13 protein-coding genes are annotated in these 12955 nt (G+C 61.9%); 1 reads left to right on the top strand and 12 read right to left on the bottom strand.

Annotation, left to right across the window (positions count from 1 at the left end; all coding sequences use genetic code 11):
- Positions 1-33 precede the first annotated feature (33 nt).
- The 7 genes from ACR0ES_RS04335 to cbiE all read right to left on the bottom strand — a co-directional run bounded on the left by ACR0ES_RS04335 (position 34) and on the right by cbiE (position 5705).
- On the bottom strand, positions 34-492 hold the full coding sequence (locus ACR0ES_RS04335) for a DUF302 domain-containing protein (protein WP_480585105.1): 459 nt from the start codon (positions 490-492) through the stop codon (positions 34-36).
- Positions 493-579: 87 nt separating this feature from the next.
- Positions 580-1323: a precorrin-6A synthase (deacetylating) gene (cobF, locus tag ACR0ES_RS04330; protein WP_480504556.1), complete on the bottom strand. Its 744-nt coding sequence runs from the start codon at positions 1321-1323 to the stop codon at positions 580-582.
- Positions 1316-2044, bottom strand: coding sequence for a uroporphyrinogen-III C-methyltransferase (gene cobA / locus ACR0ES_RS04325; protein ID WP_480772915.1), 729 nt, complete (start codon positions 2042-2044; stop codon positions 1316-1318). The genes cobF and cobA overlap by 8 nt, the downstream gene beginning before the upstream one ends.
- Entirely contained in the window at positions 2041-3363 is a 1323-nt protein-coding gene (locus tag ACR0ES_RS04320; protein WP_480485190.1) for a cobyrinic acid a,c-diamide synthase CobB, read from the bottom strand. The genes cobA and ACR0ES_RS04320 overlap by 4 nt, the downstream gene beginning before the upstream one ends.
- The gene (cobM, locus tag ACR0ES_RS04315) at positions 3350-4144 is read right to left on the bottom strand and encodes a precorrin-4 C(11)-methyltransferase (RefSeq protein WP_480484231.1); all 795 of its coding nucleotides are present in this window, start codon (positions 4142-4144) and stop codon (positions 3350-3352) included. Before cobM ends, ACR0ES_RS04320 begins: the two co-directional genes overlap by 14 nt.
- Positions 4141-4509 (bottom strand): cobalamin biosynthesis protein, encoded by a 369-nt coding sequence (locus tag ACR0ES_RS04310; RefSeq protein ID WP_480484230.1) that lies wholly within the window; start codon positions 4507-4509, stop codon positions 4141-4143. Before ACR0ES_RS04310 ends, cobM begins: the two co-directional genes overlap by 4 nt.
- Positions 4506-5705, bottom strand: coding sequence for a precorrin-6y C5,15-methyltransferase (decarboxylating) subunit CbiE (gene cbiE, locus ACR0ES_RS04305; protein WP_480485191.1), 1200 nt, complete (start codon positions 5703-5705; stop codon positions 4506-4508). The genes ACR0ES_RS04310 and cbiE overlap by 4 nt, the downstream gene beginning before the upstream one ends.
- Between cbiE and ACR0ES_RS04300 the strand changes: the two genes are divergently transcribed.
- Positions 5704-6435, top strand: coding sequence for a cobalt-precorrin-6A reductase (locus ACR0ES_RS04300; protein WP_480484228.1), 732 nt, complete (start codon positions 5704-5706; stop codon positions 6433-6435). The genes cbiE and ACR0ES_RS04300 overlap by 2 nt on opposite strands.
- Here the strand turns inward: ACR0ES_RS04300 and cobJ are convergent.
- Genes cobJ through cobN form a run of 5 tightly spaced genes read right to left on the bottom strand, consistent with a single transcriptional unit; the run spans position 6426 to position 12952 of the window.
- Complete coding sequence (gene cobJ, locus ACR0ES_RS04295) at positions 6426-7190, bottom strand: precorrin-3B C(17)-methyltransferase (RefSeq protein ID WP_480504566.1); 765 nt, start codon at positions 7188-7190, stop codon at positions 6426-6428. The two genes, ACR0ES_RS04300 and cobJ, sit on opposite strands and share 10 nt — an antisense overlap.
- Positions 7187-7915: a precorrin-2 C(20)-methyltransferase gene (locus tag ACR0ES_RS04290; protein WP_480504568.1), complete on the bottom strand. Its 729-nt coding sequence runs from the start codon at positions 7913-7915 to the stop codon at positions 7187-7189. Before ACR0ES_RS04290 ends, cobJ begins: the two co-directional genes overlap by 4 nt.
- Positions 7912-8541: a precorrin-8X methylmutase gene (locus tag ACR0ES_RS04285; protein ID WP_480772913.1), complete on the bottom strand. Its 630-nt coding sequence runs from the start codon at positions 8539-8541 to the stop codon at positions 7912-7914. The genes ACR0ES_RS04290 and ACR0ES_RS04285 overlap by 4 nt, the downstream gene beginning before the upstream one ends.
- Positions 8541-9662 (bottom strand): cobalamin biosynthesis protein CobG, encoded by a 1122-nt coding sequence (locus ACR0ES_RS04280; RefSeq protein WP_480772912.1) that lies wholly within the window; start codon positions 9660-9662, stop codon positions 8541-8543. Before ACR0ES_RS04280 ends, ACR0ES_RS04285 begins: the two co-directional genes overlap by 1 nt.
- A complete protein-coding gene (cobN, locus tag ACR0ES_RS04275; protein WP_480772911.1) occupies positions 9659-12952 on the bottom strand; it encodes a cobaltochelatase subunit CobN in 3294 nt (1097 codons plus the stop codon). The genes ACR0ES_RS04280 and cobN overlap by 4 nt, the downstream gene beginning before the upstream one ends.
- Between the last annotated feature and the right edge of the window lie 3 nt (positions 12953-12955).

Raw genomic sequence — 12955 nt, 5'->3', positions numbered from 1 at the left:
CCACCAGACGCAAGGCGGATCACGTCAGTGTGACTATTTGACTGCGTCTTCAGCGACGGATTGAAAAGTTTTATCCAGTTCCGCGGCAATGTCCTGCAAGGCTTGCCCGCCTTCCGCCATGTAAGGGTCAAACACGAAACTGGGGGTCTTGTAAGACAGGGTTGCGGTTCCGTCCTCGTTCTCGGTGACATAGAAACGGATCGGTGCTTCGATCATCGCATTGGTAGAGGTTTCCAGCACCCTTACGGCGTAATCGTTGTTGAACGCGCCAATCACCATGTTACCCGGAATGGTGATCCCTCGTGCCGCAGCTGCCTTGGTGGGTCCAGCCTGCGTCACCACTATCAATCCGTTGTCCTTGATCGCAGCCTTGGTTGCATCGACCAGTTCCGAGTAGGTCTTGTCCGCGGGAAACACGGTCCAACCGGTTGGGGCGTCCTGTGCCCAAACGGGTAAAGCGATCAGGCAGAGCAAGGGAATGAGGGCTTTCATTGTCACGTATCCTGTATTGAGGTGCAACCTGTGTGCCAGACCTGACCGACCCGCGACATCACAAACCCGTGTTCATGTGCCCGTGCGTTACTTCCGTCGAGCCTTCAATAGGTAGATATCCATGATCCAGCCATGTTCGGCGCGGGCTTTCGCCCGGGTCTCAAGGATATTCTGCGCAACCTCATCCAGCGGGCCACTGATCAGAACCTCTTCTTTCATACCCACATAGGCGCCCCACCAAATGTCATAACTTGCCAAATCAAGGGTTTGGAACGAGCATTCGCCGTCCAGCATCACAGCGACGTTCGAGGCCGCATCAGGCCAGCCTTCATCCCGGATACGACGACCGGTTGTGACAACGTAGGGCGCGCCCAGATCATTGATCGGAATCGCATGGGCGGCGGTCAGCGCCTGCAAGGCGGTGATGCCGGGGATAACCTTGGTATTGGGTTGCGGGTTCAACCGGGCAGCGATGCGCAGTGAGCTGTCATAGAGGGACGGATCCCCCCAAATCAGCAGCGCGACATGCTGCGCCTCTGGATGAGCGGCTATGGCCGCTTGCCAGCGCAGGGCGATGGCGTCGTGCCATTCATCGACACCGCGCAGGTAGCCATCGTCGGCCCGGCGCTGGGGAATATCGAAATAGGCAATCTGCGGCGGCGTTTCGGCGACACGCTCGATGATCGCTTCACGCAGCCCGGCCAGATCAGCCTTGTTTTCCCCCTTGCGTGGAATCAGGATCAAATCCGCCGCCCGGATCGCCTGCGCGCCCTGAAACGTTACATGATCCGGATTGCCGGTACCGATACCGATCAAGCTCAGATCAATCATCGTCGAACTCCGCCAGCGGACCATAAAGGATCAGCGCCGGTGCTTTGCCAATCTCGGTTCTTAGCTGCTCTGCCAGCGCGCCAATCGTGGCGCGTTGCAGCTTTTGCTCGGGGGTCGAGACGGATTCGGCCATAAGCGCCGGAGTATCCAACGGCAATCCTTGCGTGTGCAGGGCTTCGACCAGCAGGGGAAAGGTGCGCTTGCCCATGAAAACGACGGTCGTGGCCTGCGGATCAGCCAGCGCCTTGAGGTTCAGGTCGTCGGGCAACTCACCACTGACGTCATGGCCGGTCACGAACTGGACCCGCCGGGCCGTGAGCCTGCGCGTCAATGGAATGCCTGCGGCCGCTGCCGCTGCCACTGCTGAGGGGACGCCGGGAATAATCTCATAGGCGATTCCGGCTGTGCGCAGGGCGACAAGCTCTTCCTCAAGCCGTCCGAACATACCGCCGTCGCCTGATTTCAGGCGCACCACATGCTGACCGGACTGCGCGTAATCCACCAACAACCGGCTGACATGGCCCTGCTTGGGGGACGGACGACCGGCCCGCTTTCCGACGCCAACCAGATCCGCATCGTCGCGCGCATGGCTCAGGATCGGGCCGCTGCTGAGATCGTCGAACAGGATCGCATCGGCCTTTTGCATCCGGTCCACCGCCTTGAGTGTCAGCAGTTCCGGATCACCGGGGCCAGAGCCGATGAAAGAAACAAAGCCGCTCATGCCGACGCCTCCGCAATCAGGTGAAAGAACGTGCCAGTGACATTGCCACGCAGTGATCCGGTTTGCGGACCTTCTTCCCCTTCGGCGTCAAACACGCGTGCCAATGGGGCGTCCGGTTGATCCACGATCGAGGAATAGTGGAACTCGTGCCCGCGCAAGGCTGCGCCTTTGGCAAAGCCGGGCATGGGGGCCAACAACTCGGCTTTTCTGTAGCCAAGATTGAACTTGCGCTTCTGGTAGGATGTGACGAGCCCCAGCAAGCCGGCCATTTCATGTTGCACGCCGTCCTTGTCGATCAGCGCCTGACCAAGTGCCATGTAGCCGCCGCATTCTCCGTGCACCGGCTTTGTTTCCGCATGTTTTCGCAAACCACTCAGGAAGGTGGTGGCCGCTGCCAATGTTCCGGCGTGCAATTCGGGGTACCCGCCGGGCAGCCAGACCAGATCGGCATCCGCCGCCGGAAGTTCGTTCGCCAAGGGGGAAAAAGGCAAGATCTCGGCACCCGCATCGTGCCACCCCTGCAAAAGGTGGGGGTAGGTAAAGGAAAAGGCGGCATCGCGGGCCAGCGCGATCCGCTGGGCGGGGGGGCGCGGCAGCGCGGCTGACGATGGCCCGCCGGGGCCTGAGGAAGCCGCCCGCTTGATTGCGTCAAGGTCCACATGTTCTCGCAAGAACGCGGCATAACCTACAATGGCGCTTTCCAGATCGGGATGTTCGACCGCCTGAATAAGTCCCAGATGCCGCTCGGGCAGGGTCAAATCACCACGCCGGGGCAGGACGCCCAGAACAGGCAGGCCCGCGCGCTCCATCCCCAGACGGGTCAGGCGTTCATGGCGGGGGCTGGCGCATCGGTTCAGGATCACTCCGGCAAAGGGCAGGTCAGGATTGTACATCCTGAACCCCAGCGCCGTTGCCGCCGCTGATTGTGCCTGCCCGCCCACATCCAACACAAGCACAACGGGCCAGCCCATGCGCAGGGCGGTCTCGGCGCTTGAACCGTGTCCAACTTCGCCGGGCTTTGCGACACCGTCGAACAAACCCATCGAGCCCTCGGCCACCACAATGTCAGCGCCTTCAGCCTGAGCGGAAATAGCGCTGAACAGGGGATCCGTCATTGCCCAGCTGTCCAGATTGAACGAAGCCCGCCCGGCAGCCGCCCGGTGAAAGGCGGGATCGATATAATCCGGCCCGCTTTTAAAGGGTTGCACGGTCAGGCCATCTTCGGCCAGCGCGCGCAAAAGGCCCAGCATGACCGTCGTCTTGCCGGTACCCGAAGATGGTGCTGAAATCAGAATACCCGGAGGGTTAGTCATCACCATGGCTCCAGCTTGACCAAGGGCTGTCGGCACTTTGCGGGCGATAGCGGCGGTCGTAATCTCTGGAATAAAGACAGCTTTCGTCAAATCCCTCACCGGCCAGCGCGGGGCCGACCATGATCAAAGCGGTGCGCGAGATGCTTTCGTCCAGCGACCCTTTCAGGGTTTCCAGCGTTGCGCGGATGATCTTTTCATCCGGCCAGCTTGCGCGATACACAACGGCCACCGGACAATCGGCGCCATAAGCCGGGATCAGGTCTGCGATAACCTTGTCCAGATTGCCGATTGACAGATGAATAGCCAAAGTCGCGCCGGTACGGGCAAAATTCACCAGCGTTTCACCTTCGGGCATGGATGACGCGCGCCCCGGCGTCCGGGTCAGAACCACCGATTGCGCCAGTCCCGGCAGGGTCAGTTCGGCGCCCAGGGCCGCTGCGGCGGCGGCAAAGGATGGTACGCCAGGGGTCACACTGACCGGAATGCCCATTTCTTTAAGGCGGCGGATCTGTTCGCCCATCGCCGACCAGACTGACAAATCGCCCGAATGCAGCCGCGCCACATCCTGACCCGCTTTATGCGCGACTTCGATCTCGGCCATGATCTGGTCCAGATCCATGGGCGCAGTGTTGATGATTTTTGCGTCTTTGGGGCAGTGGCTCAGAATTTCCTCGGGCACCAGTGATCCGGCATATAGGCACACAGGGCACGAGGCGATGATGTCGCGCCCGCGCAATGTCAACAGGTCTGCAGCGCCCGGTCCGGCGCCGATGAAATGAACGGTCATGTTTGTCCTCCGATGGCGATGGCGCAGGTGGCCAGCCGGTCGTCCGAAATGTGTCTGGGTGAAAGCAGCCGCGCGCCGGACCCGGCGGCGGCAAGGGCCGATGCTTCGGCAACGCTGCCGGTGCCATAAGTGGCGCGGCTGCGGTTAGAGCATGTCAGGGTGCGTTGTCCGGCCAAATCGGCAGCCGCCACGAAATGCAGCGGAAGAGCAAGGCTTTCCGCAAAGGCCACCAGCGCAGAGTGGCCGCTTTTGTCGGCAACCGTCGCCAGAGCTTGGACATCATGGCTGGCCGCTGCCGCGTCATAGGCGGCGCGCAAACTGTCTGTCGTCGCGTCTGATGAAAAGCCCAAACCTGCCACGATCATAGCGTCACGCTCCACTGTACGACTGGATAGGCAGCCTTCCAGCCGCGCCGCGGTCCGAGCGGTGCAGAATGTGCCAGTTCGATCCGCAAAAGGTCTCCGCCCAGGTCTTCGTGCCATCGCGCCAACAGGGCTTCGCTTTCCAGCGTTACCGCATTGGCGACCAACCGGGTGCCAGCGGGCAAGGCATCGCGAAGCCACGCCAGCAGGCTAGTGCTGAGCCCACCGCCGATGAAAACCACGTCCGGCAGGGGCAATCCGGCCAGCGCTTCGGGTGCGGTACCGTGGACAACTTGTAACCGATCCTGCCCCAGCGCGTCGGCATTGCGACGAATGCGTTCGGCCCTGTCGGCACGGGGTTCGATACTGGTGGCGGTCATGGTCGGGTCGCACATCAGCCATTCGATGCTGATCGAGCCGGTGCCACCGCCAATGTCCCACAGATGCTCACCTCTCTGTGGCGCCAATGCGGACAGGGTCAGCGCCCGGATCGGGCGTTTGGTGATCTGGCCGTCGGTTTCAAAAAGATCATCTGGCTTGCCCGAGGCCTTGGACAGTCCCCGCCCAGTGCCGGTCACTTCCAACCCGACGCAGACGGGATGATCAAAGGTTCCCAGCAAAGCTTCGGTCAGGCTCACTGTCTGGACGCTTTCACGCGGGCCGCCGAGGGCCTGCATCACATGCAACGCGCTGTCGGCAAATCCGGTTTCGCTAAGATATGTCGCCAGTTCAGCAACTGCCTTGCCGTCACGCAATAGCGCAATGGCATGAAGTCCCGGGGCCAGATGCGGTCGCAATCGGGTCAAAGGCGCAGCGTGCAGGCCAAAGGTCAGCGTGCTTTCCAAAGGCCAGCCCAGCCGCGCAGCGGCCAGCGAAAATGTGGACTGGCCGGGCAGGGCGGTCCACTCGTTGGCATCGAAGTTACGCGCGATGACGGACCCCGCGCCAAACCAGAACGGATCACCTGACGCCAGAACCACCGTCTGCCGTCCGCGCAGGCCTTTCAGGATCGGCAATCCGTCCGAGAACGGCACCGGCCATTCGACGCGCTCAGCCTCGTTTTCCGGCAGCAGCGACAGGTGACGAGGCGGCCCCATGATCACTTCGGCCCGGTCCAGCACTTGACGGCTTGCAGGCGACAGGCCATCAAACCCATCTTCGCCCAATCCCAGAACGGTCAGCCACGGAGTTTCAGACATGCCCAACCTCCTGATTCTTGGCGGCACGACCGAGGCCAACGCTTTGGCCAAAGCTGTTGCGGAACAAGGGATTGCGGCTGTGTATTCTTATGCGGGACGGGTGGAAACCCCGCGTCCGCAGCCGTTGCCGGTGCGAGTTGGCGGGTTTGGCGGCCCGGAAGGTCTGGCCCACTACATCCGTGAAAACGCGATCACCCATGTCGTGGATGCGACCCATCCATTTGCGGCGCAGATGAGCCGGAACGCGATTGAGGCGTGTCACACAACTCAGGTTCCACTGGCCGCCTTGACCCGCGCGGCGTGGAAGCTGCAACCCGGCGATGTCTGGCACCGCGTGCCCGATATCACTGCCGCCGTCGATGCGCTTGCAGGTGATCCGCAGCGTGTGTTCCTGGCTGTCGGGCGTATGCATCTTGAAGACTTTGCAGCCCAGCCCCAGCATCACTACCTGCTGCGTCTGGTGGACGAGCCTGACAGCGTGCCTTTTCCTTTGGCGCAGGTTGTCGTGGCCCGGGGTCCTTTTGCAGAAGCCGATGACTGCGCATTGATGCAGCAACACAGGACGCAACTTGTGGTGTCCAAGAACGCGGGCGGCTTGGGCGCGCGCGCCAAGCTGGACGCAGCGCGGGCGCTGGGCCTGCCAGTGCTTATGATCGAGCGCCCTGTTCTGCCAAAGCGGACCGAGCTTTCGACTGTCGCACAGGTGCTGGACTGGGTGTCTCATCCCTGATCCTCGACCGGGGTGAAGCGTGGCGTATAGACGATCGGCGTGCCTTTGCGTTCGATGACTCGGGTGCGCGACGAACCGACAATAACCACGGTCTGCATATCCGCCATCTCGGGCGTGGCCTCGGCCAGGGTAGAAACCCGGATCACCTCATCCGCTCGTGACACGGCGCGCGCAAACAGGATCACCCGCTCGGGCTCGCATTCTTCGCGTAGGATTTCCAGTGTCTTTACAAAGCCTTCCGGGCGAGACTTCGAGCGGGGATTATAGAAGGCCATCGAAAAATCGGCTTGCGCAGCCAAGCGCAGGCGTTTTTCGATTAGCGTCCAAGGCTTTAGGTTGTCGCTAAGGTTGATGGCGCAGAAATCATGCCCCATCGGAGCGCCCGCGCGGGCAGATGCGGCCAGCATTGCGGTGATCCCCGGCAGCACATCTACCTGAATGTCACGCCATTCTGTTGGGCCATTCTCCAACGCTTCGAACACAGCGGCAGCCATCGCAAACACACCGGGATCGCCCGAGGACACAACAACCACCCGCCTGCCTTCGACGGCCATTTGCAGCGCGTGTTGCGAGCGGTCGATTTCAACCCGGTTATCACTGGCGTGCAGGGTCAGGCCGGGTCGGTCGGCCACGCGGGCTACATAAGGGATGTAGCCCACCACATCGGTGGCGTCGGCCAAAGCCGCTGTAACTTCGGGGGTGACCAGCGTCTCGTCCCCCGGACCAAGGCCTGCGATCTTGACCCAGCCGCTCATGGTCGCCGCCCCTGACCGTGCACAACGATGATCGAGAAATACGGGGTGATCTTCCCGCAGGCTTCGGACAGTTTTGTCACCGTCTGGTTCGGCATTTGCGCATATTCGACAATCCAAGCGCGGTCGTACAACCCCGAGGTTTTCAGTGCGCGTTTTACCTTGTCGATGTTCCGCCCGATTTTCATCACGACCAAAGCATCTGTCTGCGCCATACGTTCAGCCAAAACCTCCTCGGGCAGGGTGCCGACCAGCACGGTCAGCACATCATCGCCCCATGTGATCGGATCGCCCGTGGCCGTCCACGCACCGGACATGCCGGTGATGGCTGGAACAACCTCGACCGGAGCTTCGTCACGCAACCGATTGTAAAGATGCATGAACGAGCCGTAGAAAAATGGATCGCCCTCACACAGGACCACCACATCCTCGCCCTGTTCCGACAGCGTCTTCAGGTGTGCTGTGCACTCTTCATAGAATGTGGCCAGCAACTCGTTATAACGTGGATCGGTGACCGGGATCTCGGTGGTCACAGGGTATTCCATCGGGAATTCAATCGCGCCTTCGGGGATCATCCCGTTGACGATTTTGCGGGCCTGACCGCTGCGACCCGGTTTGCGAAAGAATGCCACATGCTTGGCGTTGCGCAGCAGGCGATCAGCCCGGACGCTCATCAGATCCGGATCGCCGGGTCCAAGGCCCACACCGTATATGGTGCCCATCTTCATTCTGCCCGGCTTGCAATGGCGTTGATGGCCGCCACGGTGATGGCGCTGCCGCCCAGACGACCTTTGACAATGCAGGACGGCACCGGTTGCGCCTGCCATAGCGCATCTTTGGATTCCATCGCTCCGACAAATCCGACCGGGCAGCCGATGATCGCGGCAGGGCGCGGGCAATCCGGGTCTTCCAGCATGTTCAGCAAATGAAACAGCGCGGTGGGCGCATTGCCGATGGCGACCAGCGCGCCCTCCAGATGCGGCCGCCACAATTCCAGCGCAGCGGCGGAACGGGTGTTGCTCATCTCGGCGGCCAGGGGACGCACGCGTTCGTCGTGCAGGGTGCAGATTACCTCGTTGTCGGCAGGAAGACGGAAGCGGGTCACACCTTCGCTGACCATGCGCGCGTCACACAGGATCGCCGCGCCGTTTTCCAGCGCCGTGCGTGCGGTCTGCACAAACCCGGGTGAGAAATGTACAAACTCCTCCAGCCCGACCATGCCGGCGGCGTGGATCATCCGAACGGCGACCTGCTCTTCATCGGCATCAAAGCGGGCCAGATCAGCCTCGGACCGGATGGTGGCAAAGCTTTCCTTGTAGATCGCCGCGCCATCAGTTTCGTATGTATAGGGCATCAGGTGAAGTCCATAGTCATGAGTGTTTCCGGGTCGAGCCCGCGTTGGCTGGGCTCATCCCCCGCGCGGCCCTGTTTGACAAGATCAAATCGCCCGTTGTTGCCGACCACAGTGATGTCGGCCGGGCCCATATGGGCGCATCCCTTGGCGCAGCCCGAGACATGCAGGCGACCGGGAATGCGCCGGGCCAATGCACGGGCGATGTCGCGCGTTTCCACCTGCGCTTGCGGGCAGAACGGCGCGCCGGGGCAGGCGTCGGTTGTCATCATCGGATCGGCTCCGTCAGTGACAAAATCCGGGGCGGGTATCGCCGCCCCGCCTTCCAGCAGGATCAGCCGCCACGGTGTGACACGCAAGGCAGAAGCGCCGCTGGCTTCGATCAGTTCACAAAGCTTGTGCGCAGGCAGCGAGCCGAAAGCCGCGCCGTAGAGAGCACCCAGTTCACAGGGGCCGGGTTGCAGTTTTTCACCGAAAGGACCGGGGGCAAATCCCTGCCATTCCTGTGGCAACGCGTGGGTGACCCGCGCCATGCGACGTGTCTCGGCCGTGTAAGTCTCAGAAAACCACAGGGCCAATGCGATCACGTTGTCAATGGCGTTATCCTCGGTCACAGACCGCCCGGTTTTGCAGCCGTCGGCGCGCAGGATCGGACCGCCGGCACCCAGCTCCAGACGAATATCTGCAGAATCCGAGGCCAACAGGCGCTTCGGGCCTGTATCTATGGCAAAACCAAACTTAGCGGGCAGAGCAGGCAATTCGGCCAGTCGATCAATCAACTCCAGTGTCAGCCGCGCGGTCAAATCGCCCGCCTGATAGAGCGGAGTGACCAGAATATTGCGGCGTACTTCGATGCCGGGTTCCGTATCAAGCAAGTTCAGCGCTGCAAGTTCCACAAGCAACGGCTGGTGGTCGCGCTCATCCACGCCGCGCAGTTGCAGGTTGGCACGATTGGTCAGGTCAATGGTGCCGTTGCCGAACCGTTCAGCCAGTTCGCACAAACCAATAGCCTGCCTGGCACTCAGTCGCGCCAGACGCGGACGGACCCGCACGACCAGCCCGTCGCCTGACATCATCGGGCGATGTGCGCCAGGGCACCAGCCTTGAACGATAGGTGCACTCATCCCAAACCCTCCAAGTCGGCACGGATCGAATTCCGGCGTGTGTTCCAAAGCCCCGCTTCCAGCAATGCACGGAACCTGTCTTGCATGGCCTGATGGGCCTTCGGGTTGGCCTCTTGCAGAAAGGCATCAACGGCCTCATTGCCCAATGTGGCTTCGTGGTAGAGATCAAATAGATGCGGAGCGACGGTTCCGGACAGATGCGCAAAAGAGGCCATGTGATCCAGCGTCGCAGCAATCTCGGCGGCGCCGCGAAAACCATGGCGCTGCATCCCCGCGATCCAGCCAGGGTTGGCAGCACGGGCATGAACGACGCGGCTGATTTCTTCCGGCAGAGTCCGGGCGCGCGGATTATCGGGGTTGGTGTTGTCCAGATGGTAAAGCTGCGCGGATCCGCCGACGAATTTCTTGGCGGCGGCAAAACCGGCCTCATGCGTGGCATAATCGTTGGCCAGCAGCAGGTCAGTTTCCGTCAGATCCTGGAGGTGAACAAAACTGTCGGCCTTGGCGACACGATCCGTGATCCCCGCTTTGTCCTGCGCGATGTGTTCACCTTCCAGCGCGTACGAACTGGCCTCAAGCCATGCCTCCCCGGCTTGGGCGCGCGCCTCGTCCGTATAGGTCTCGGACAGATGGGTCATGTTCAGGCCGTAACTGCCGGGTGCCGGGCCAAACACCCGCGCAGCCGGGGCGTGACCGGCATAGGGGTTCCAGTCGGTCGCTTCGTCACGCTCTGACAATGCCCGAACCGCCTGACCATAGAGGGCTGACAACGTGGGGAACACATCGCGAAACAAGCCCGAAACCCGCAAGGTGACGTCCAGGCGCGGGCGGCTCAGGTCGGTGATGGGCAGCACTTCAATACCCGAAACCCGCTCGGATCCCTTATCCCAAACCGGCTTTACACCCAGCAGGTGCAGGGCCATGGCGAATTCTTCGCCCGCAGTGCGCATGGTGGCCGATCCCCACAGATCGACAATCAGCCCTTTCGGGTAATCGCCTTCCTCCTGCAAGTGCCGCCGTACCAGTTCCTCGGCCAGTTTCACGCCTTGCGTGTAGGCTGCGCGGGTGGGCACAGACCGCGGGTCGGTGGTGAACAGGTTTCGCCCGGTCGGCAGCACGTCAGAGCGGCCCCGATAGGGCGAGCCGGACGGGCCAGCCTCGATCCGCTTGCCAGCCAACGCATTGATCAGTGCCTTGCGTTCGGCATGGGCGGATGGGGCTGGGTCGAAACTGCCGATCACATCCGGAACACGCCCATAGACGTGCAGCCCGTCGCCAAACTGGCTTTCTTTGATATCGCAGACAAAGCGGTCGATGCGCGTGATTGCTTCCGCGGTGCTGGTGGCCTGGTTCAGGCCCAGATCGTGCTCCAGCCCAATGGCTTGCGCCTCATCCCGGATATCTTCCTGCAACCGGTCACGGCGTCTGGGGTCAAGGCCGTCCGCGTTTGAGAACTCGTCCAGCAGGGCTTCCAGTCGCACCATCCGGTCAGGCGTTCCGCTTTCTTTCATGGGGGGCGGGATGTGGCCCAGGGTCACCGCGCCGATCCGGCGCTTGGCCTGCGCGGCCTCACCTGGGTCGTTGACGATGAACGGGTAGATCACCGGCAGGTCACGGATCAGCGCCTCGGGCCAGCAGTCTGCTGATAGGGCGACCGATTTGCCGGGCAGCCATTCCAGTGTGCCATGCGCACCGATATGGATCAGCGCGTCCGCGCCAAGACCTTTGCGCAGCCACAAATAGAAGGCGACATAGCTATGGCGCGGGGTACGCGAAAGGTCGTGATAGTCGTCATCACGCAGTTCGGGTGTTCCGCGCTCTGGTTGCAGTGCGACCAGCGCCTTGCCGCGTCGCAAAGCCGTGAAGTGAAACGCACCCTGAGTGAAAGTTGGGTCTTGCTCAGGATTGCCCCATACGGTGTGCAGATCGGTGCGCAGGGTTTGGGGCAATTCAGCGAGTGCGCTCAGATAATCCTCAAGCGGCCACGATATCCGGGCGTCCAAGAGTGCGTCGGCAACCGGATCGCCAGCCGCGATGTCGTAGCCTTCACCGCAAAGATCAGACAGCATCGCCTCAGCCGAGGCCAGCGCGTCGAGACCAACCGCATGGGCCATTTGCCAGTCTTTGCCGGGATATGTGGACAGTACCAACGCGGGGATCTGGTCTGCCTTGGGTTTGTCATTCAGGGCAAGCCAGCCCGATACCCGATCGATGATCGCCTCGATCCGGTCCGACTCGGCCCGATGCGCAAAACGCGAGTATTCCAAATGCGGATCGCGCTTGCCCGGTTCTTTGAAAGAGACAACGCCTGCCGATATTCGCCCGTCCACTTCGGGCAATACCACATGCATGGCGAGGTCGGCGGGTGACAGGCCGCGTTCGGCCTCCGCCCAGGCCTTGCGTCGCGAGGTGGCGAGAGCGACCTGAAACACCGGCACATCCGCTGCGTCCAGAGGCGACGTGCCGGACGCGCCCTTGCCCGAGAATGAAGTGGCGTTGATGATCGCCGACGGTCGCAAGGCGACGACCTGTTCCCTGAGCCAGTCGGCAGCGGCTGGGGTCTTGAGCGACGGGGCAAACAGACCCACCGCCTGAAGCCCGCGGGCGCGCAGGCTGCGGATCAGGGCCGCGACCGGGGCGGTGTCTGCGGATGTCAGATACGCGCGATAAAAGGTGACAAGGATGCGTTTCGTATCGCTCTGGAATGCGGAACCCACCGGGACGACACCCTGATCTGGACACCACGCACCGCATTCGGGCAGGGTTTTCGCGCCCATCACTGGCCCGGCATAAAGCCCTGCTGCCAAGGCCATCTGGGCCAATGCGGCCTGCGCGGCGACTTCGCCGCCGGTGTCACACAGATGTGCCAGCCGCCTCAGGGTCGAGAGGGGCAGGGTCGAATACTCATCCAACCGAGTGTCTTCACGCCCATCCGCCGGTAAAACGGCTAACGCGATGCCTTTGGCTTGCGCCAGTGCCAGAACCTGTTGCAGCCCGTAAGACCAATAGGGCACGCCACCTATCAGACGGATCAGGATGCCCTTTGCGCCCTCAAGTGTCTGTTCGACATAGGTATCGACGGACAGAGGGTGCTTCAGCGCCGCAAGATTGGCCAGCCGCATCGTGGGCATCCGCCCCTCAGGCCCGCCGCCGCGATGCCAGCCCGCCGCGAAAGCGCCCAGGTCACTGTCGGAAAAGGACAGCACAACCAGATCACCCGGGCTTTGGCCCAGATCGGTTGGGGTCTCGGTTTCCTCGAGCCCGTGGCTTTCGCGAAAGACGACGTGCATGAC

Source organism: Ruegeria sp. N7, assembly GCF_056531345.1.
Note: the sequence above shows the minus strand (reverse complement) of the source record. Positions and strands in the feature narration are given on the sequence as shown.

What these genes read in the sequence shown, in the direction of transcription:
- ACR0ES_RS04335 (WP_480585105.1), bottom strand. Translation starts at nt 492, where the DNA reads ATGAAAGCCCTCATTCCCTTGCTCTGCCTGATCGCTTTACCCGTTTGG.
- cobM (WP_480484231.1), bottom strand. Translation starts at nt 4,144, where the DNA reads ATGACCGTTCATTTCATCGGCGCCGGACCGGGCGCTGCAGACCTGTTG.
- ACR0ES_RS04320 (WP_480485190.1), bottom strand. Translation starts at nt 3,363, where the DNA reads ATGGTGATGACTAACCCTCCGGGTATTCTGATTTCAGCACCATCTTCG.
- ACR0ES_RS04300 (WP_480484228.1), top strand. Translation starts at nt 5,704, where the DNA reads ATGCCCAACCTCCTGATTCTTGGCGGCACGACCGAGGCCAACGCTTTG.
- cbiE (WP_480485191.1), bottom strand. Translation starts at nt 5,705, where the DNA reads ATGTCTGAAACTCCGTGGCTGACCGTTCTGGGATTGGGCGAAGATGGG.
- ACR0ES_RS04290 (WP_480504568.1), bottom strand. Translation starts at nt 7,915, where the DNA reads ATGAAGATGGGCACCATATACGGTGTGGGCCTTGGACCCGGCGATCCG.
- cobN (WP_480772911.1), bottom strand. Translation starts at nt 12,952, where the DNA reads ATGCACGTCGTCTTTCGCGAAAGCCACGGGCTCGAGGAAACCGAGACC.
- cobJ (WP_480504566.1), bottom strand. Translation starts at nt 7,190, where the DNA reads ATGAGCGGCTGGGTCAAGATCGCAGGCCTTGGTCCGGGGGACGAGACG.
- cobA (WP_480772915.1), bottom strand. Translation starts at nt 2,044, where the DNA reads ATGAGCGGCTTTGTTTCTTTCATCGGCTCTGGCCCCGGTGATCCGGAA.
- ACR0ES_RS04285 (WP_480772913.1), bottom strand. Translation starts at nt 8,541, where the DNA reads ATGCCCTATACATACGAAACTGATGGCGCGGCGATCTACAAGGAAAGC.
- cobF (WP_480504556.1), bottom strand. Translation starts at nt 1,323, where the DNA reads ATGATTGATCTGAGCTTGATCGGTATCGGTACCGGCAATCCGGATCAT.
- ACR0ES_RS04280 (WP_480772912.1), bottom strand. Translation starts at nt 9,662, where the DNA reads ATGAGTGCACCTATCGTTCAAGGCTGGTGCCCTGGCGCACATCGCCCG.
- ACR0ES_RS04310 (WP_480484230.1), bottom strand. Translation starts at nt 4,509, where the DNA reads ATGATCGTGGCAGGTTTGGGCTTTTCATCAGACGCGACGACAGACAGT.